This is a genomic window from Bradyrhizobium sp., assembly GCF_050014615.1.
In the GTDB taxonomy this organism is placed as follows: Bacteria; Pseudomonadota; Alphaproteobacteria; order Rhizobiales; family Xanthobacteraceae; genus Bradyrhizobium.
Map to the genome: position 1 here is coordinate 1 of NZ_JBEKCZ010000112.1, position 17,375 is coordinate 17,375.

Annotated in this window: 21 protein-coding genes; 13 read left to right on the forward strand and 8 right to left on the reverse strand. The window is 63.0% G+C overall.

Translation table 11 applies throughout. From position 1 onward, the window contains the following. Positions 1-1,053 (forward strand): sensor histidine kinase (locus tag ABR948_RS18300; protein WP_428120417.1); only part of this gene is annotated, 1,053 nt, incomplete at its 5' end. Between the two features lie 130 nt (positions 1,054-1,183). Then, a complete protein-coding gene (locus ABR948_RS18305; RefSeq protein WP_428120419.1) occupies positions 1,184-2,845 on the forward strand; it encodes a tetratricopeptide repeat protein in 1,662 nt (553 codons plus the stop codon). Between the two features lie 42 nt (positions 2,846-2,887). Here the strand turns inward: ABR948_RS18305 and ABR948_RS18310 are convergent, their stop codons facing one another. The 5 genes from ABR948_RS18310 to ABR948_RS18330 form a co-directional block, all read right to left on the reverse strand. Then, positions 2,888-3,172, reverse strand: coding sequence for a hypothetical protein (locus ABR948_RS18310; RefSeq protein ID WP_428120421.1), 285 nt, complete (start codon positions 3,170-3,172; stop codon positions 2,888-2,890). Positions 3,173-3,362: 190 nt separating this feature from the next. Next, positions 3,363-3,647, reverse strand: coding sequence for a DUF1488 family protein (locus tag ABR948_RS18315; protein WP_428120423.1), 285 nt, complete (start codon positions 3,645-3,647; stop codon positions 3,363-3,365). Positions 3,648-3,814: 167 nt separating this feature from the next. Then, the gene (locus ABR948_RS18320) at positions 3,815-3,997 is read right to left on the reverse strand and encodes a hypothetical protein (RefSeq protein WP_428120425.1); all 183 of its coding nucleotides are present in this window, start codon (positions 3,995-3,997) and stop codon (positions 3,815-3,817) included. 144 nt (positions 3,998-4,141) lie between these two features. Next, the gene (locus ABR948_RS18325) at positions 4,142-5,155 is read right to left on the reverse strand and encodes an aldo/keto reductase (protein WP_428120427.1); all 1,014 of its coding nucleotides are present in this window, start codon (positions 5,153-5,155) and stop codon (positions 4,142-4,144) included. 32 nt (positions 5,156-5,187) lie between these two features. Then, positions 5,188-5,613, reverse strand: coding sequence for a PaaI family thioesterase (locus tag ABR948_RS18330; RefSeq protein ID WP_428120429.1), 426 nt, complete (start codon positions 5,611-5,613; stop codon positions 5,188-5,190). Positions 5,614-5,705: 92 nt separating this feature from the next. Between ABR948_RS18330 and ABR948_RS18335 the strand changes: the two genes are divergently transcribed. The 3 genes from ABR948_RS18335 to ABR948_RS18345 all read left to right on the forward strand — a co-directional run bounded on the left by ABR948_RS18335 (position 5,706) and on the right by ABR948_RS18345 (position 8,832). Beyond that, positions 5,706-6,338 (forward strand): NUDIX hydrolase, encoded by a 633-nt coding sequence (locus ABR948_RS18335; protein WP_428120431.1) that lies wholly within the window; start codon positions 5,706-5,708, stop codon positions 6,336-6,338. Between the two features lie 229 nt (positions 6,339-6,567). Next, positions 6,568-7,542: a Bug family tripartite tricarboxylate transporter substrate binding protein gene (locus ABR948_RS18340; protein ID WP_428120433.1), complete on the forward strand. Its 975-nt coding sequence runs from the start codon at positions 6,568-6,570 to the stop codon at positions 7,540-7,542. A 90-nt stretch (positions 7,543-7,632) separates the two neighbouring features. Then, positions 7,633-8,832, forward strand: a complete 1,200-nt coding sequence (locus ABR948_RS18345) for a hypothetical protein (protein ID WP_428120435.1) — start codon at positions 7,633-7,635, stop codon at positions 8,830-8,832. Between the two features lie 172 nt (positions 8,833-9,004). Here the strand turns inward: ABR948_RS18345 and ABR948_RS18350 are convergent, their stop codons facing one another. After that, entirely contained in the window at positions 9,005-9,310 is a 306-nt protein-coding gene (locus ABR948_RS18350; protein ID WP_428120437.1) for a hypothetical protein, read from the reverse strand. A 204-nt stretch (positions 9,311-9,514) separates the two neighbouring features. On the opposite strand from ABR948_RS18350, the gene ABR948_RS18355 reads away from it, so the two are divergent. The 6 genes from ABR948_RS18355 to ABR948_RS18380 all read left to right on the forward strand — a co-directional run bounded on the left by ABR948_RS18355 (position 9,515) and on the right by ABR948_RS18380 (position 12,816). Continuing rightward, complete coding sequence (locus ABR948_RS18355) at positions 9,515-10,003, forward strand: hypothetical protein (protein WP_428120439.1); 489 nt, start codon at positions 9,515-9,517, stop codon at positions 10,001-10,003. Between the two features lie 34 nt (positions 10,004-10,037). Next, positions 10,038-10,946 (forward strand): HpcH/HpaI aldolase/citrate lyase family protein, encoded by a 909-nt coding sequence (locus ABR948_RS18360; protein ID WP_428120441.1) that lies wholly within the window; start codon positions 10,038-10,040, stop codon positions 10,944-10,946. A 123-nt stretch (positions 10,947-11,069) separates the two neighbouring features. Continuing rightward, a complete protein-coding gene (locus ABR948_RS18365; protein ID WP_428120444.1) occupies positions 11,070-11,393 on the forward strand; it encodes an ArsR/SmtB family transcription factor in 324 nt (107 codons plus the stop codon). Continuing rightward, positions 11,390-11,800: an SRPBCC family protein gene (locus tag ABR948_RS18370; protein WP_428120446.1), complete on the forward strand. Its 411-nt coding sequence runs from the start codon at positions 11,390-11,392 to the stop codon at positions 11,798-11,800. Before ABR948_RS18365 ends, ABR948_RS18370 begins: the two co-directional genes overlap by 4 nt. Further along, positions 11,797-12,351 carry a cytochrome b gene (locus ABR948_RS18375; protein ID WP_428120448.1) on the forward strand — a complete coding sequence of 185 codons (555 nt, stop codon included), beginning with the start codon at positions 11,797-11,799 and terminating at the stop codon, positions 12,349-12,351. The genes ABR948_RS18370 and ABR948_RS18375 overlap by 4 nt, the downstream gene beginning before the upstream one ends. Before the next feature lie 45 nt (positions 12,352-12,396). Then, positions 12,397-12,816, forward strand: a complete 420-nt coding sequence (locus tag ABR948_RS18380) for a DUF1801 domain-containing protein (protein ID WP_428120450.1) — start codon at positions 12,397-12,399, stop codon at positions 12,814-12,816. Positions 12,817-12,943: 127 nt separating this feature from the next. On the opposite strand, the gene ABR948_RS18385 is transcribed toward ABR948_RS18380, so the two are convergent. Together ABR948_RS18385 and ABR948_RS18390 are read right to left on the reverse strand one after the other, a co-directional pair. Then, positions 12,944-14,140 carry a beta-propeller fold lactonase family protein gene (locus ABR948_RS18385; protein ID WP_428120452.1) on the reverse strand — a complete coding sequence of 399 codons (1,197 nt, stop codon included), beginning with the start codon at positions 14,138-14,140 and terminating at the stop codon, positions 12,944-12,946. Between the two features lie 50 nt (positions 14,141-14,190). Beyond that, positions 14,191-15,477 (reverse strand): MFS transporter, encoded by a 1,287-nt coding sequence (locus ABR948_RS18390; protein ID WP_428120454.1) that lies wholly within the window; start codon positions 15,475-15,477, stop codon positions 14,191-14,193. Between the two features lie 157 nt (positions 15,478-15,634). On the opposite strand from ABR948_RS18390, the gene ABR948_RS18395 reads away from it, so the two are divergent. Together ABR948_RS18395 and ABR948_RS18400 are read left to right on the forward strand one after the other, a co-directional pair. After that, on the forward strand, positions 15,635-16,438 hold the full coding sequence (locus ABR948_RS18395) for an SDR family NAD(P)-dependent oxidoreductase (protein WP_428120456.1): 804 nt from the start codon (positions 15,635-15,637) through the stop codon (positions 16,436-16,438). A gap of 163 nt (positions 16,439-16,601) precedes the next feature. Then, entirely contained in the window at positions 16,602-17,375 is a 774-nt protein-coding gene (locus tag ABR948_RS18400; RefSeq protein ID WP_428120458.1) for a hypothetical protein, read from the forward strand.

Consider the following 17,375-nt stretch of genomic DNA (forward strand, 5'->3'; position numbering starts at 1 on the left):
GTTCCGCTGGATGGGAAGTCTCACTTCGTCGCGGCCTCTCCGGTGCCCGGCGGCGACAATCGCATGGAGCCCGCGATCTTCGTGGCGCAGACCCGGCCCGACGGCAGCATCATGTTGCTCGGCCGCAGCCTGCTCGAAACCCTTGCCTTTCGCCGGATCGTGCAGAGCGCGCTGGCCACCGGCCTCGCGCCGATGCTGTTACTGGCGCTGGCGATCGGCGCGTTCTTTGCGCGACGCGCGTCACGGCGTCTCACCACCATTCATGACACGATCGCCCGAATCATGAAGGGCGACATGCATCTGCGTCTGCCGGTTCGCTCGCAGCACGATGCGATCGACAAGATCTCGCGCGACGTCAACCTGATGCTGGACGAAATCATGCGCCTCCTGGTGCAGATCAAGGGCGTCAGCGACAATATCGCGCATGACCTGCGCAGTCCTCTCGCCGTCGTGCATGCGCAGCTCGAACGCGGCCTGGAAAGTTCCGATAGCGAGGAGTTGCACGGCGCGGCGCGGCAGGCGCTCGCCCATATCGACAAGGCAATGCTGACGATCGCGGCGCTGTTGCGCCTCGCCGATGTCGAATACGGTCCGAAATCGAGCAAGTTCCACACCATCGATCTGTCGGCGATCTGCGCCGACCTGTTCGAATTCTACGAGCCGCTGGCGACGTCGAAGTCAGTCAAGATGGCGCTGGAGATCCAGTCGCCGGTGCAGATTCTCGGCGACGGCGATTTGATGCGTGAGGCGGTGTCGAACCTGATCGGCAATGCGATCAAGTTCACCCCCGAGGGTGGCACCGTACGCGTGTCGGTGGCCCAGGAAGACGGCAATCCCGTGGTCCGCGTGCGCGACAACGGCATCGGGGTCGAGCCGGCGGAACGCGACAAGATCTTCCAGCGGTTTTACCGGACCGCGAGCGGCCATCGCGTGCCCGGCAGCGGTCTTGGCCTGAGCATTGCCGCGGCGATCGCCAATCTTCACGACTTCGACCTGCGTTTTGACGACAATCATCCAGGCGCGGTGTTCGAGATGGCCGGGCGCCGGAAGTAGCCGGAAATAGAAAGAACCGGAAACAAATCTCCCCCCGGAGCAAACCCGCAACGGCCGCGCCGGTTAAGGTTTTGTTTACCAAGAATGGACAAGGTCGAAGCCGCCTTTCCCTTAAAAAAGAGCGGAAATCATGCCAGCTGCCGCGTTCGCCCCCCATCTCCCGGACGCCGACGGCGCGGGCCCGCTCGCCGCACGCCAGTTGCGCATCGGGCTCGAGCATTACAGCGCCGGCAGAACCGAGGAAGCCATCGCCGCGTTTCAGCTGGGTCTTGCCGCGGTAATGAAGGAACCGCCGGGCTCGGTATCCGTCGAGACCATTTCGGAGCTGCATGCCAAGCTCGGCAATGCCTGCATGATCCGCGGCGATCTCGAATCGGCAAGTGCCAACTACAAGGCGGCGTTGAGGCTGGCGCCTCACTTGACCGACTGCTGGTGCAATTTCGGCAATGTGCACCTCAAGATCGGAAAACCCCAGGATGCGATCACGCTCTATCTTCAGGCGCTGAAGCTGAATGCGGGCCACTGGCCGGCGCGCACCAATCTGGTTCATGCCCTGATGGCCACCCAGCAATACATCGTGGCCAGGGCGTTGCTGCTGGAACTGATCAGCGAGCGCCCGCAGGACAGCCAGATCCACCATCAGCTTGGCAAGGTCTATTTTGAGCTGAACGATCTGGACACAGCGATCGCGAATTTTCTAAGGGCCATCGCGCTCAATCCGCGCGATGCCGAAAGCATCAACTGGATCGGCGGCATCCGGCAGAGGATGGGCGATGTCGAGGGCGCCAAAGCCGCCTATGCGCAAGCCGCCGAAATTCAGCCGCTGATCAAACGCCCGGCGGCGAAATTCCCGGCGGATTTCCGGGTTCTGGCGCTGTATGCGCCGTTCGGCGGCAACACGCCGACCGAATATCTGTTCAAGGATACCGTCCACGACACCGATACGCTGGCTCTGTTCGCTTCCCGCGAATATGACGGCGAACTGTTCAGGCAGAACGTGCAGGTGGTGGTCAATCTGATCTCGGATGCGGATCAGGCCGAAGCCGTGCTGCCATTGGCCGCCGATCTGGCCGACCGGCTCGACCGGCCGATCGTCAACCATCCGCGCAAGATCCAGCGCACCACCCGCGACGCCGTAGCAGTTCTGCTGCGGGGGATACCGGGTTGCGGCATCCCGCAAGCGCTGCGTCACAAGGCTGGCACTGACGTTTCGGTGGCGGCGCTGCAGGCCGCGTTGCCGTTTTCGTCCGCCGTGCTGGCGCGGCCGGTCGGGACCCATGGCGGCGATGACTTCGAAAAGATCGAAGATATCGCCGCGCTCTCGGCCTTTCTGAAGCAGCGCCCGGATCACGACCACTATCTGATCGAGTATATCGACTATCGCTCCGACGATCATTATTTCCGGAAGTACCGCTTCATTTTCGTGGACGGCCAGGTTCTGCCCTACCATCTCGCGATATCCAGCGACTGGAAGGTGCATCACGTCAACACCGACATGGCCAATCAGCCGTGGATGCAGCAGGAAGAAGAGGCGTTTTTGAACCACCCCACTTCGGTGTTCACGCCGGCGAATTACGCGGCGTTGCACGCCATCCAAGAGCGCATCGGCCTCGAATATTTCGGCATCGACTGCGGACTGGATCGTTCAGGAAATATCGTGGTGTTCGAGGTCAACGCCTCGATGCTGGTGCATGCGCAAAATCAGGACTTTCCCTACAAGACGCCGGCCGTCGAGCGGATCAAGCTGGCGTTCGATGCGATGCTGCGCAGGCTCGCGGGCGTGGGCGCCTGAGGGGTGACGCCGCTAGCTAACGGTCACGGGCACTCCTGACCGCTACTCCAATTCCTGCGCCGCCAGCATCACCTTCAGGGTGCTTTCGCTGAGCCGCCCCCTGGGATGCTGCGGCTTCTGTTCGGCTCCCTCGACGGGGGTGAAGTTTTGCAGCGGGAGCTTGATATTGGCTGGCGTCGATGGGCCAAATCCCGTCGCTTCATGGGTTTCCCCCAGCTCATCCATGTCATCAAAGGAGCCGACCTGGATGCGGCGCTTTCGGGTTTCGATCTTCTTCGGCGCCGGCGGCGTGTAGACGACCGGCGGCATAATATGATGTCGTGACATGATTTACCTCCATGGCCTCAACGCAAGCGGCACAAAAGCAAACCCCTGCCGGTCAATTGCAAACCTCAGGCCAGGAAATTTTCGTTATAAATCAATCAGCATCCGGCATGGCCGGTCCCGGCCCCGGCAAGATCTGCCCGTTCAGGTGGTTGGAAATGTCGATGCGACGGCTGCGCAGCGCGACCGATAACTAGCGCGGCGGGCGAAAATCGATCGCGCGCAGGATCACGCCGGGGGGATTGCCCTCGAGCTCGACATCGCTGAATTTCTTGGCCGCGCGCGCCTCGATGCGGTCGCGCAGTCTCAGGAACTGCTGCTCGCGCTGGGCCGGCGGCGTCCGCGACGAGCCCTCAAGCTGATCCATCGCGTCGGTGGAGATCGCGCAGACCACATCGGCCGCGTCATTCTTCATCGTGAAGCGCACGACCATGCGGTTGAAGTCGTACTCTCCGAAGTTACCTGGGGTTAGTGCCATATCGGAGTCTCCTTGGATTGAAGCGGCTGTTGCTCCCGCTCCTGGAGCCCGATCGGTTCTGACGGAATCAGAACCGGGGCTCCCAGCTTTTGTTTTGACGCGTTTTCCCGACGCGAACCGGCAACTCCCCCGCTATCTGTGCGGGGCAGCTTTCGCTCGAAAACGCCCTAGAATTTCTTCTTCTTCGCCGCCGGCGGATTGAGCTCGGCGATTTTCGACAGACAATCTTCCTGCGTGGTATGAGGGCCGGTGACGAAAGTGCCGCTCGCCTTGATGCTGTACCAGCCGGACACGACGCCGAGACGCTGCGATTCCTCGGTTTTGACGTGGCGCGGCGAAAGATTTTGCATGGAGGTTCCTTTGGGGCAGCCGTTCGCAGGCCTGCGGAACGCTGCGGCTCCCCGCAGTGCGCCTTTTAGGCCGAAATAGCCACGTTTTTCTTTTTTAAGGCGCCTTCGAGCGTCGGTTCTCCTTCAATCAGAATGGATCAGGCTCTAACCCCCGGTCCGCGCCCGTCGCCCTTCGATCGGATATTGCGGATCGTTGTAGCCCGGCGTCGAGGGATGGCCCGGGACGACGAGGCGGTCGATCAGGGCTTCGTCCTCGGCGGTGAAGCGATAGTCGAGCGCACGCACGTAATCGTCCCATTGGTCTTCGGTGCGGGGTCCCGCGACGACGGCATTGACGAACGAAGAGTTCAGCACCCACGACACCGCGAACTGCCCGGCGGTGATGCCCTTGGCCTCGGCGTGCTGCCGGATCTCCTGCGCCAGTTGCAGCGATTCCGGCCGCCACTCGGTCTGCATCATGCGGGTGTCGTTGCGTCCGGCGCGGGTCTCCTTGTCGGGCGGCGCGTCCGGGCGATATTTGCCGGTCAGGACGCCGCGCGCCAGCGGGCTATAGGCGACAACGCCGAGGCCGTAATAGCCGCAGGCCGGAAAATGCTCCACTTCGGGCATCCGGTTCATCGCGTTGTAATAGGGCTGGCTGACGATCGGACGGTCGATGCCGAGCCGGTCGCAGATGTTGCAGATTTCCGCGACCCGCCAGGCGCGGTAATTCGAGACGCCGAAATAGCGTACCTTGCCCTTCTGGATCAGGTCGCCCATCGCGCGCACGGTCTCGTCGAGCGGCGTCGAATGGTCCTCCTTATGCAGATAATAAACGTCGATATAGTCGGTGCCGAGCCGCTTTAAGCTTTCGTCCGCGGCCTGCAGCACCCAGCGGCGCGATAGTCCGCCGCGGTTGGGATCGTCGCCCATGGGGTTGGCGAGCTTGGTGGCGAGCACCCAGTTTTGCCGGCTGTTGGAAATGGCGCGGCCGACCACCTGTTCCGAACTGCCGCTGGAATAGGCATCCGCGGTATCGATGAAGTTGACGCCGGCCTCGCGCGCTTTGGCGACGATCCGCCCGGACGTCGCCTCGTCGGCCGGCCCGCCGAACATCATGGTGCCCAGGCAGATCGGCGAGATCTTCAGGCCGCTGCGGCCGAGTTGACGATATTGCATCGGTTGGGTCCTTTTCGGAATGACGGCGAACGCTATGTGTCGTTCTTCAATATCTTGAACACGCCGCTGGCTGTCGCGATACAGCGTTCGCCGGCGGTCACCTCCGTGGTCATGAAAATCAGGCTGCGGGTCAAGCGGACCACGCGCGGCTTCGATATCAGAATTTCGCCGATTTTTCCGCTGTCGACAAAATGCGTGTCCATCTGGACCGTCGCCAGCGTCGGCCGGCCCGAGACATATCGCGCGGTCATGCCGCATGAGCGGTCCGCGAACGTCATCAACAGCCCGCCTTGCACCAGGCCGCGGCGATTATGGTGCTTGTCCTGCGCCTCAATCGCATATTCATGTTCGCCGTTGACGACGCGCTGCCACAGCGGTCCGACCAGACTGAGGAACCCCGTGGTCTCAACCATGGTCCAGCCGGAGGCCTTGAGTTTCTCCGCGGCCGGATCGGTCATGCCAACTCAGTCATGTCGGGTCGTTCCATTCAGATGATGAATTCAGCGTTCCGGTCATTTCATCAATCGCTGACGTGTTGTAGTCAAGCGGGATGATCCGGCCATTCGGCGATACCACACGGCGCAATATTGCAGGGCTCTGCGCGGGATTTGCACGCCTGCTCGCAAGCGAACCGGCGCCCGCGCTGAAGCGGGCCGCCGTCGCCATCGCCCTCGTCGAAGCCGATGCGGCGCGAGGCGGCACCGCGCTGCTGTTGACCCTGCGGGCCGCGGGCCTGCGCGCCCATCGCGGTCAATGGGCGTTGCCGGGCGGCCGCTGCGACGAAGGCGAGACGCCGGTCACGGCGGCGCTGCGCGAGCTTCACGAGGAACTTGGCCTTGAGCTTGGGCCCGATGACGTCCTCGGCCTGCTCGACGATTATCCGACCCGGTCGGGATATCTCATTACGCCGGTCGTGGTGTGGGCCAGCGCAAGTGCCGATCTATCGCCCAACCCGGCCGAGGTCGCCTCGGTGCATCGGATCCCGCTCGGCGATATCGAGGCGGCCGATGTGTTCGACTTCGTCGCCATTGCCGAAAGCACGCGGCGCGTGATCCGCTTTCACTATGCCGGCCAATTCATTCATGCGCCGACGGCCGCGATGATCTACCAGTTTCGCGAAGTGCTGGCGGGCCGCGATACCCGCGTGGCCGAGCTGGAACAGCCGGTTTTTGCCTGGAAATAGGCCGACCGTCATTCCGGGGCGCGCGGAGCGCGAACCCGGAATCTCGAGATTCCGGGTCTGGTCCTGCGGACCATCCCGGAATGACGGCATGGATGCCTCGTCGCGAAGTCTGTTATGGGGCACGCATTCCCGCGAGCCGGGTTGCGGACGTCGAAGCTTTCGACGACGATGCGGCCAAACAGGATGCGGCCAACAAAAACAAGAATGATGACGCCTGGGAGGTTTTCCGATGCGGAACGCTTGGCTCTGCACCGCTTTGCTCGTGTTCGGCCTTTGCGGTGGACCAGGTCGAGCGCAGGCGCAGCCCTTTCCGAACAGGACCATCACGCTGGTTATTCCGTTCCCGCCCGGCGGCAGCACCTCGATCGTCGGGCGCGTGATCGCCGACAGGATGAGCCAGTTGCTGGGCCAAAGCATCGTCGTCGACAACCGGGCCGGGGCCGGCGGCACCTTCGGCACCAGGATCGTGGCCAAGAGCGATCCCGATGGCTATACAATTCTGCTCGGTTACACCGGCACGCTTGCGATCGGACCATCGCTCTACAAAAATGTCGGCTACGATCCGCGCAAGGATTTCGCGCCGATCGGCATGATCGGCAACGCGCCGAATTCGCTGGTGGTGCACCCGGCGTTTCCCGTCACCACCGTCGCCGAGCTGATCGCCTATGCCAAGGCCCATCCCGGCAAGGTCAATTTCGGTTCCGCCGGCGCCGGTACGGTCAGCCACATCACCGGCGAATATTTCGCCCGCGCCGCCGGCATCACGCTGGTGCATATTCCCTATAAGGGCACCGGGCCGGCGCTCACCGACCTTCTGGGCGGACACATCCCGATGGCGTTCGCGCCGATTCCGGCTGCCCATGCCAATGTCTCGGCCGGGCTATTGCGCGCGCTGGCGGTGACGAGCGCGACCCGCAGCAGCTTGTTGCCGCAGGTGCCGACGATGTCCGAGGCCGGCGTGCCCGGATTCGACGCCTCGCTCTATTACGGGCTGGTGGCGCCGGCCGGCACGCCGCGTCCGGTGATCGACAAGCTCAACACGGTGCTGCGGGCAGCGCTGGCCTCCGATGAGGTGAAGAAGCAGCTCGGGCTTGACGGCACCGAGATCACGCCGGGAACGCCGGAAGACTATGCCGATTTCATCGACAAGGATGAAAAGAAGTGGGCGGAATTGGTCAAGGCCAGCGGCGTTGAGCAGGAGTGAAGGGACCGCCACGGCGGAGTGACCCGGGAGTCGCCGCGAACACAGGGATTTGGGGCTGACTTGCGCGGCTCACGCTTCTACAAGAATCCCATGCTGCCTTATGCGATTCGCTCTCGCCCCGGATATTTCGCGCTTGCCCTGCTGCTGATGGTGCCGCAGGCGATCGCGATGGATGCGGGCACGCTTCCGGCCGCGACCGCTGAGGCGATGGCGCAGGCGGCTTCGCCCATGGCGATCGCGGAATATCGCCGCAGGCTCGCGGAATATCAGGAGGCGCGCGCCGCGTTCGACGAGGAAGCCGGCGCCTATTGGAGTTCGATTTCCGAGAAGCGGCGTGGCCGCAACGCCAAGCGGCGCGATCATCAGGCCATTACGCTCGATGATTATGTCCTGACCCAGCCGCCGGTCTATAGCGGGCCGAAGCGGCCGGTGAATCCGGCGCCTGAGCCCGAACCCGAGCATCCGCCGCGCCAGCACAAGGCCATTCCGGTCGTCGCCGATCTGTTGCAGGCCGCTTCGGAGCATTTCCAGTTCACGCCACAGCGACCCAGTAGCGAGGTCGAGTTCAAGCGTGCCTATGCCCGCGTCGCCGCGGCGGCAGGGCTGACGCGCGAGCAGGCGGTGCGAGTCTATTCGTTCGAAACCGGCGGCACCGGCAATTACGATGTGCAATCGGGGATCGAGCATGGCGGCACGCGCGCCATTTCCACCGCGATCGGCTATAATCAGCTGCTCACCACCAACACCGTCGAGCTGATCGCCGAGCAGGGCACCGAATTCGTGCGTGCGCTGACGGAAAAGGCCGCGCAATTGTCGGGCGCACCGCGCCAGGCGATGGATCGCAAGATCGCGGTGCTGAAACGCATGGTGGCGCTGGCGCGCTCGGTGCCGGACGAGTGGGCGCAGCACGAGAAGATAGGCGACACGCCGCAGGGTTGGGCCATCCATGCCATGGTGCTGGACATCGATGTCGGTCCGCTGCTGCAGACCCACAAGCTGCTGACCTCGGTCATCTTCGCCCGCGCCAAGGGCTATAGCCGCCCGCTGAGCGCGGCGGAGCTGGAGATGATGAATCTCACCGGCGACGGCACCGGGCTCGACATGGTGACGATGCCGCAGGCGATGCGCGAGCAGGTCCCGACCTCGAATTTCTTCCAGCGCAACGGTTACGAGCGCAATCCGGTCGCGATCCGCCACAACACGGTGGCGAAACTGCTCGATGTCACCGATAGCCGGATGGACGCCAACAGCAATCTGCCGGGCGCCAAGGAACTCGCCGCGGCGTTTTAGCTGATCGTCGTCCCGGCCTTGAGCCGGGACCGAGCCCTCTGCCGTCATGCCCCGCGAAGGCGGGGCATCCAGTAGCCCGCGCCGCCGGAATTATGACCTCGGGCGGCGCGGCGTACTGGATCATCCGCGTTCGCGGATGATGACATCGGAACCTGGGAGAGAGATTACCGTCTCAATTGGTCCCGAACATGAACTTGCCGTCGCCTTCGAGGAACGGTCCGGTCCGCATATAGAGCTGCCCGTTCTGGCCGATGAAAAACAGCGTGCCTTTGGGTACCTTCTTGGCGCCTTTCAGCAGCAGCGCTGCGTTGTTGGTCCCCATCTTGTAGGAAAACGTCTTGCCCTCCTTGTCGTAGCCATAGCCCATTTCCGGCGACAGCACCCAGGGCGTCGGAGCCGCTGCTTGCGCGAATGCCGAATTCGTCAGTGCCGTCAGCGCGGCTGCCATCAATAGGGTCTTGGTCGAAAATCGCGTCATCCTGCATGCTCCCGGCAACCGGCCCGAAAAATTAGTGGCCCATCCGTTTTGAACAAATCACGAACGTCGTTGTGTCGTCAATATCAGGCCTTCGACCTCCCGAATCGTTGTTGTGAGACTTTGTGATTTCCCGCTCTCGACTTCACGACTATCTTGCTGGCCAGTTCAGGCTAGAACCGCGCTTCGCCAGGAACGTCAAGGGGGATGATTCGAATGCACTATGGAATGAAAATTTGTTTTGGCGCGGCACTCATGTTTGTGACGCTGGCGCCTGTTGCGAAGGCTGACGATTTCAAGCTCAGCAATAACCAGAGAATTTCCTGCAGCCGCGGCCTCAGCGCCGGAAAACTCAATACCGCGACCTGCAAATCCTACGCCTATCTCTTCAACGTCAAGACCTCGGAATATTTCAGGTGCTCGGTCAGTCTGGCGCTGACGCGGGACAACAAGGAAGTGATCAACGTCCAGACCGACGGTGGCTGCACCAAAAAGCCGCGCATCTTCGAGACCGACTCCAGCTATTCGTTCGACGCGACCGAGACCGAGCCGCCGAACACCAATTCGTTTTTCGGTCCCGGCGGCTATTCGGTGTGGGCCAGCGACAACACCACACAGAAAGTTCGCGGCTGCATCATCATCAGTTCGGGTCTCGGCTCCGACATTTCGAAATGCCTGGACATGACGTTTCAGTGAATCTCGGCTGAAACCCCCAGGGGGATGGACCCTCATGCGCCTGATCCGCCCGGCCCAATTCTGCCGGTCCTGGCTGTTTGTCGAAGGCGCCAATGAAGAGGCGCTGCAACGCGCCGCGGCCAGCGGCGCCGATGTCCTGATCCAGGAACTCGAGGACTTTACGCCGCCGGCATTGCGACCGGTGGCGCGCGCGCTGGCGCCGGAGCTCTACCGGTCGTGGCGGGCCGCCGGGGTCGTGGTTGCGGTGCGCATCAATCCGCTCGAACAGGACGGCATGGAGGATCTTGCCGCTGTGATGCGCGGTCGTCCCGATATCGTGGCGCTGCCGAAAGTCGCCGAGCCGCATCACGTCTTGCAGCTTGACGAGGCGGTGACGCTGTTCGAACGGGACTACGGCATACAACAGGGATCGACGGCGCTGCTGCCGAACATCGAATTCGCGCGCGGGCTGGTGCAGACGGATGCGATTGCGAAAGCCAGCCCGCGAACGCGGGCCTGTCTGCTCGCATCGGAAGATCTGGCCGCCGATCTCGGCGCCGAACGCGGACGCGACGGCGTGGAGCTGGCGTATTGCCGGCAGCGCTTCATCGTTGAATGCGTTGCCGCCGGTGTTGTCGCGGTCGATTGTCCCTATACCTGGAGCGATGGCGAAGGCGTCGAACGCGACGCGCGCTGGGCGCGGCGATTGGGATATGTCGCCAAAAGCCTGGTCGAGCCGGCGCATGCCGCCATCATCAATGCCGTGCTGGCGCCGGGTGACGGCGAAATTCGCCAGGCGCGGGACATTGTCGCGGCGTTCGAAGCGGCCCGCGCCGCCGGCGAAGCCCGCGTCGAGGTCAATGGTTCGCTGATTGAGCTGCCGAGCTACGCCACCGCCAAGCGTCTGCTCGCGCGCCGCGAAGCGATGCAGCAGTTCGAGCGCCTCCGGTCTGGTGATCCATAACCTCAGGGTATGCTAAATCCAGGCATCAATGTTCAGGAGCGCGACTGGTGAACGTTGCTGCTTGACTGATACATATCCCAGTGGTTATACGTCAATCAATAGCCAACGGGTTATCGATCCAAAATGCCGAATGCTCGCGATATGCTGTTTAGAACGCTCGCCGACCCGACCCGGCGGGCGCTGTTCGAGCGGCTGTGCCGCGAAGGCGAGCAGACGGTCGGGGCTCTGACGGCCCAGTCCGGGGTCTCGCAACCGGCGGTCTCGAAACATCTCGGGGTCCTGAGGCAGGCCGGGCTGGTGCGCGATCGCCATGAGGGCCGCCAAACCCATTATAGCGCGCAGCTCGGCGCCCTGGCCCCGCTGATCGACTGGACCAGCCAGATGGCCGGCTTCTGGCAAAGCCGGTTCGACCACCTCGAAGATCTGCTGAAAAGGATGGACCAATGAGCGAACCTGCGACCGAAACGCTCTCTGTCATCGTCGAACGGGAGATAGCTTATGCGCCGGAAAAGATCTGGCGCGCGCTCACGCAGCCGCATTTGATCGCGGAGTGGCTCATGAACAACGACTTCCAGCCTGTCATGGATCATCGGTTCAATCTTCGCGGAGACTGGGGTGCTGTTGATTGTCAGGTAACGGCCGTCGAGCCGAACAAGACGCTGGCTTACACGTGGGCGGCGATGGGTCTTGAGAGTGTCGTGACCTGGACTCTCACCCCGACCAGCACGGGAACCCATTTGCGCATGGAGCAGTCGGGCTTCCGGCCGGATCAGCAGCAGGCCTATCAGGGTGCCAAGTTCGGCTGGCGGAAATTCTTCGCAGGCATCGAGCGCGTGGTCGGAGGCCTGTCGTGAGCCGCGCCGTTGCCTCGCGCTACCAGCCCGTGCTCGTCGCGCTGCACTGGCTGCTCGCGCTGATGATCATTGGGCTACTGTGCCTCGGCTTCTTTGTGCTCGCGGATATGCCAAACACCGATCCGAAGAAACTCGATATCCTGGTGTGGCACATGGCCGGCGGCATGTTCGTGCTGGTATTGATGATTCTGCGTGTCATCATCCGTTTGCGCAGCGCCCGTCCAGCCACGGCGACAACCGGTTCGCCGCTGCTGGACCGGCTGTCCTCGATTGCGCATGCCGGCTTTTATGTGATCGTGTTTTTGATGATCGCCAGCGGATGGTTCACCGGGTGGCTCATCAGCGGCGTGTTCCAGCACAATGGCGAGACGCTGCCGAGCACGTTCGCCGTATTCCCGTCGTTCCGGGCCCATGCGGTTCTGGCAACGCTGCTGGCCATTCTGATCGCGGGCCATATCGCGGCCGCGTTCTATCATCAGTTTGTACTGAAAGACGGCCTGTTCCGCCGCATGTGGTTCGGCGAACGCACGATCGTTCCCGCAGACAAATAGATCGAAGTGGCCACCGACCGCTGCGCCTGATGTGAGAAAGATTCCATGACTCCATCGCAACGCATTGACCAGCTGATCGCAGGAATCACCGACTGGCGTGGCAAAACCTTCGCCGGCATCCGCAACAGCATCCTCGAAGCCGACCCGCAGATCATCGAGGAATGGAAGTGGATGGGAAGCCCGGTGTGGTCCCGCGACGGCATGATCGCGGTCGCCAACGCCCACAAGGACAAGGTGAAGCTGACCTTTGCCTACGGGGCGAAACTCCCGGATCCCGACAAGCTCTTCAATGCGGGCCTCGAAGGTAACGCGAGGCGAGCGATCGATTTTTTCGAGGGCGACAGGATCAATGCGCGCGCCTTGAAAAATCTCGTCCGCGCCGCCATCGATTACAATCAGACCAAATTAAAGAAGAACGCGCCGGCGGCACCGCGCGCGAAAGTAGCCAAAAGCAAAAAGCCATGAAGCGAGCTTGGCGACGGCTTGCATGATGCCGGCCTCGCTTCCATCGTCGGGCTTCACTTACCTCTCCCACAAGGGGAGAGGAGCGCACCTACCGTTGCCTCGGCAGATCAACCTAATTTCATCCCGCCTAATGCCCCATGCGCGCCGAAGCCGGATGTCCGGGCACCTTGAAGCGCTTGCCGGTATCGGTGACCTCGGTGCCGTTGACCTTCAGGATCGAGAAATCCTGGTCCAGGTAGTTTCCGGCCAACAGGTATTTGCCGTCGGGCGTGAACACGACCGCCTCCGGCAACCCGCCGACCTCGATATCCCCGGTCTTGGTCACCTTCTTGCCGTCGATCTTGAGGATCGAGAGGCTGCCGTTCTTCTGGTAGTAAAACGCCTTCTTGTTGTTGGAGCCGCGCAGGATCGCGGCGACCGCAACATCGCCCTTCGGTGACATCGCCAGCCCCTCGGGGCCGTCGCCGACCACCACCCGATCGATGATCCGCGGCGGATTGGCTTCGAGATCGATCACGCTGGTGGTGTCGACGCTGCCGTCGGAAGATCCGGCGCCGCCATTGTCGGAAGTCAGCGCGATCTTGCTGTTCGGCGTCACCACCGCATTGTAGGGCCACTGGCCGGTCGGCAGATCGATCTTGCTGTAGGTCACCTTGTCGCCGTCGATGTCGAGCACCGATACCTTGTGCGCGGGAAATCTCACGGCCAGCGCGTGCTTGCCGTCCGGCGTGAACACCACATGCGCGACGCTGTCGGGGAAGCTGATGGTATCGGTGATCTTGACATCGGTGCCGTTGACCGCGAGCACGCTGACCGAGTTATCGCCGCGGTTGGCGACCAGCGCCATCTTGCCGGACGGGCTGAAGCTCAGTCCCGACGGCTGCTTGCCGCCGGTGATCGTCGCCGCCAGTTTCGGCGGATTGGCCTTGAGGTCGATCACGAAGATCTTGTTATCCGGTACCTGCTTGAGCGTGTCGCCGTCTTTGACGACATCGACCGAATCCGCCACCAGCGCGACCGTGCCCGTGGGGTCGATGTCGAGATTGACCGGTGGTCCGACCACCGAATTGGCCAGCGGCAGGGTGGCGACGATCTTGGGACTTTCGGGATCGGCGAGATCGACGATCAGGACCTGGTCCTTGCCGGGCAGGGACAGGATCGTCTTGCCATCATCGTCCCATGTCACCTTCTCGTCGATGCCGACGATCATGAACGGCGCGGCATGAGCGGGACTGAAGCTGGAACTGCAGAGGATGGCCGCGCCCAAAGATAATCCAAACAAGGATAATCCAAAGGTTACTCCGACGGTACGATTGGCAGGCATTATAGCATTCTCCCGGATAAGACCGGCCTCTGATGGGCCGGGTCACCGCGTCAGACTACGCGCGGAGCTTCAGCGTTGCTAGTGCGAAGCGCAGCGTGATGCGGCCCGGTCTCGGGCATCAGGGCTGCGAACAAGACCAGTGCCACTGCCGCCACCGCCGCCAGAAACAGGAACGCCGCGTTGTAGCCGGCCTCGACCACGATGAAGCCGGCGGTGGCCGCGCTCAGGGCGCCGCCGAGACCCGTCGCGGTGGCGATGGCGCCCTGGCTGACATTGAAATGCCCGGTGCCCCGGGTGAGGTCGGCGACCACAAGCGGAAACAGCGCGCCAAAAATGCCGGCGCCGATGCCGTCGAGCAATTGCACCGATACCAGCCAGTACGGATTGTCGGACAGCGGATAGAGCGCGCCGCGCAGCGCCAGCACCGCCAGTGCAACGGCGAAAATCGGCTTGCGCCCCCATCGGTCGGCCTTGCGTCCCACCAGCATGGCGACCGGCACCATGACCAGTTGCGCGGCAATGATGCACACCGACATCAGCGAGGTGCCGAGGTTCTTGTTCACCAGCGCGAGCTTCTGGCCGACCAGCGGCAGCATCGCCGCGTTTGAGAAGTGAAACAGGACCGTCGCGCCGGCGAAAATCAACAGCGGCCGGCACGTCAGCAGCACCTGAAATCCGGACGGCTGGTCGCCATGGCCGGCACCGCGCGCGGTTGTATCGTCGAGCCCTCGGGCGATGTGATCGTCGATGGCGTCGGCGGGAATGGACAGGGTTGCGATCATGCTTGCAACGGCCATCGCGGCCAGCAGCCAGAACACCACGATGGGGCCGCAGAAATACGCGGTGGCCCCCGCAATTGCCGCGGCCGAGGCATTGCCGGCATGATTGAAGGCCTCGTTGCGGCCGATACGCCTGGCGAAGGCGCGCGGTCCGACGATGCCCAGGGTCACCGCCGCGACCGCGGGCGCAAAGATGGCGCCGGCGGCGGCCGCCAGCGCCTGCGTCGCCGCGACCAGTTCGAAGCGATGGAGCAACGGCAATGCGAGACATGCCGACGTCACGATTATCGCGGCCGCGACCATCAGGGCGCGCTTGGCCGTGCTGCGGTCGATCAGCGCGCCGGCCGGAGTCTGGGCGATAATGCCCGCAACGGCAGCCACCGACATCACCATGCCGATACGGGCCTGGTCCCATTTCTGCTCGGTCAACAGATAAATGGCGAGATAGGGTCCGAGGCCGTCCCGCACGTCGGCGAGAAAGAAATTGAGCGCGTCCAGCGCCCGCCCTACGCCCTTTCCGACCTGCCGCAAGGAGACCTCGCTATCGCGTTGCTGCATTTTCCAACGACCGGATCGGCAACCGGTTCCCGCCGCGGGCGCGCGCTCGCGCCATCAACGGATTCGGTCTATTGGTCGCAACCTTGTTCCGGGCGGATCGGACGGGTTGACCGCGGGCCGATGTCCGGCCAATGGTCGCGACAAACGGGAGAGGTCGATGCAACGGCTCAAGGGCAAGACGGCGTTGGTGGTGGGGGCCGGCTCGATCGGGCCGGGTTGGGGCAACGGCAAGGCGACCGCCGTTACCTTTGCGCGCGAGGGCGCGCAGGTGTTTTGCGTCGATCGTAACGCGGCGGCCGCGGAAGAAACCGTCAAGATCATTACCGCCGAGGGCGGCACGGCGGCCGCGTTTACAGCGGATGCATCCCGCGCCGATGACGTCGCGGCGATGGTGTCGGCCTGTCTCGAGGCCTATGGCCGCATCGACGTGCTCGACAACAATGTCGGCATTGCCGAGACGGGAAGCGTCGTCGAGGTGTCGGAAGCGGATTGGGACCGGGTGTTCGCGGTCAATCTCAAAAGCGCTTTCCTCGCCATGAAGCATGTCATCCCGGTGATGGCGCGGCAGGGCGGCGGCTCGATCATCAATATTTCGTCGATCGCCTCGATCCGTCATCTCGGCATCTCCTACGTCACCTATGCGACAACCAAGGCGGCGATGAACCAGATGACCCGCACCACGGCGGTCGAATTCGCCGCGAAGAAAATCCGGGTCAACGCGATCCTGCCGGGCCTGATGAAAACCCCGATGGTCGAACACTCCGCCGGGCTGGCGGCGAGTTACGCCAGCGGCGACGTCGCGGCGATGTGGCGCGCGCGCGACGCGCAGGTACCGATGGGGCATATGGGCGATGCCTGGGACGTCGCCAATGCGGCGCTGTTTCTGGCTTCCGACGAATCGAAATATGTCACCGGGATCGAACTGGTGGTCGATGGCGGGATCACGCTGAAGGTGAGTTGAGTTTACCCGTCGTCCCGGCGAACGCCGGGACCGATAACCACAGGCATCAGAGGTTGTGCGAAGGTCGTTGAACAGCGTCTCTTAAAACAAGCGACACGGCGTATGGGTCCCGGCGCCCGTGCGCAATTGCGCACTAGGCCGGGACGACATTGAGGGACAATCGATGCAACGTCATTTCACGACCCTGATGGCGGCGGCGGCGATCGCCGGCGCGGTGGCGCTGCTCTCGCCGGGTCGCGTCTTCGCGGCGACCAGCGAACCCGCCGACCAGCGCATCGACCCCGCGCCCTGCGTGGCCGCGGTGACCGCCAACGACGACGAGCAGATCGTCGCCATTTGTAGCCCGCTGATCGACAATGAGAAGACCGTGAAGGCCGATCGCATCAAGGCGCTGATCGCCCGCGCCGAGGTCTACGACCGCAAGGACATGATCGACCGCGCCATCGCCGACTACGATACGGTGTTGCGGCTCGATCCGACGCTGGCCGATATCTTCAATGCCCGCGGTGAACTCTGGCGCCGCAACGGTGTGCGGCCGCGCGCGCTGGCCGATTTCGCCGCCGCCATCAAGCTGAACCCGGATCAGGCCGCCGCGAAGGCCAATTACAAATCGCTGGCGCTGGAGGTGGAGCGGCTGGGCGCGATGATCGCGGTGAACAACCGGCCGAGCTTCAATTGCGCCACCGCCACGCGCGCGGTCGACAAGGCGATCTGCGCCAGCCCCGAACTGGCCAATCTCGACCGCGAGATCAACGCGGTGAATACCAAAGTGGTTCGCCAGGCTGCCAGCGACAGCCCGCGCGCCGGCCGCGCCATGCAGCGTGAACAGGATGATTTCCTCGCCGCCCGCAATGCCTCCTTCGGCCGGCCGGATTACGATCTGCAGAAGGCAATGCGGGAGCGGCTGGATCATTTGATGGCGGTGGTGCGGAATTAG

Coding starts and splice junctions, on each gene's coding strand:
- ABR948_RS18310 (WP_428120421.1), bottom strand. CDS start 3,172: ATGTCACGACATCATATTATGCCGCCGGTCGTCTACACGCCGCCGGCG.
- ABR948_RS18360 (WP_428120441.1), top strand. CDS start 10,038: ATGCGCCTGATCCGCCCGGCCCAATTCTGCCGGTCCTGGCTGTTTGTC.
- ABR948_RS18350 (WP_428120437.1), bottom strand. CDS start 9,310: ATGACGCGATTTTCGACCAAGACCCTATTGATGGCAGCCGCGCTGACG.
- ABR948_RS18380 (WP_428120450.1), top strand. CDS start 12,397: ATGACTCCATCGCAACGCATTGACCAGCTGATCGCAGGAATCACCGAC.
- ABR948_RS18335 (WP_428120431.1), top strand. CDS start 5,706: ATGATCCGGCCATTCGGCGATACCACACGGCGCAATATTGCAGGGCTC.
- ABR948_RS18395 (WP_428120456.1), top strand. CDS start 15,635: ATGCAACGGCTCAAGGGCAAGACGGCGTTGGTGGTGGGGGCCGGCTCG.
- ABR948_RS18385 (WP_428120452.1), bottom strand. CDS start 14,140: ATGCCTGCCAATCGTACCGTCGGAGTAACCTTTGGATTATCCTTGTTT.
- ABR948_RS18390 (WP_428120454.1), bottom strand. CDS start 15,477: ATGCAGCAACGCGATAGCGAGGTCTCCTTGCGGCAGGTCGGAAAGGGC.
- ABR948_RS18345 (WP_428120435.1), top strand. CDS start 7,633: ATGCTGCCTTATGCGATTCGCTCTCGCCCCGGATATTTCGCGCTTGCC.
- ABR948_RS18340 (WP_428120433.1), top strand. CDS start 6,568: ATGCGGAACGCTTGGCTCTGCACCGCTTTGCTCGTGTTCGGCCTTTGC.
- ABR948_RS18370 (WP_428120446.1), top strand. CDS start 11,390: ATGAGCGAACCTGCGACCGAAACGCTCTCTGTCATCGTCGAACGGGAG.
- ABR948_RS18325 (WP_428120427.1), bottom strand. CDS start 5,155: ATGCAATATCGTCAACTCGGCCGCAGCGGCCTGAAGATCTCGCCGATC.
- ABR948_RS18355 (WP_428120439.1), top strand. CDS start 9,515: ATGATTCGAATGCACTATGGAATGAAAATTTGTTTTGGCGCGGCACTC.
- ABR948_RS18305 (WP_428120419.1), top strand. CDS start 1,184: ATGCCAGCTGCCGCGTTCGCCCCCCATCTCCCGGACGCCGACGGCGCG.
- ABR948_RS18320 (WP_428120425.1), bottom strand. CDS start 3,997: ATGCAAAATCTTTCGCCGCGCCACGTCAAAACCGAGGAATCGCAGCGT.
- ABR948_RS18315 (WP_428120423.1), bottom strand. CDS start 3,647: ATGGCACTAACCCCAGGTAACTTCGGAGAGTACGACTTCAACCGCATG.
- ABR948_RS18365 (WP_428120444.1), top strand. CDS start 11,070: ATGCCGAATGCTCGCGATATGCTGTTTAGAACGCTCGCCGACCCGACC.
- ABR948_RS18400 (WP_428120458.1), top strand. CDS start 16,602: ATGCAACGTCATTTCACGACCCTGATGGCGGCGGCGGCGATCGCCGGC.
- ABR948_RS18330 (WP_428120429.1), bottom strand. CDS start 5,613: ATGACCGATCCGGCCGCGGAGAAACTCAAGGCCTCCGGCTGGACCATG.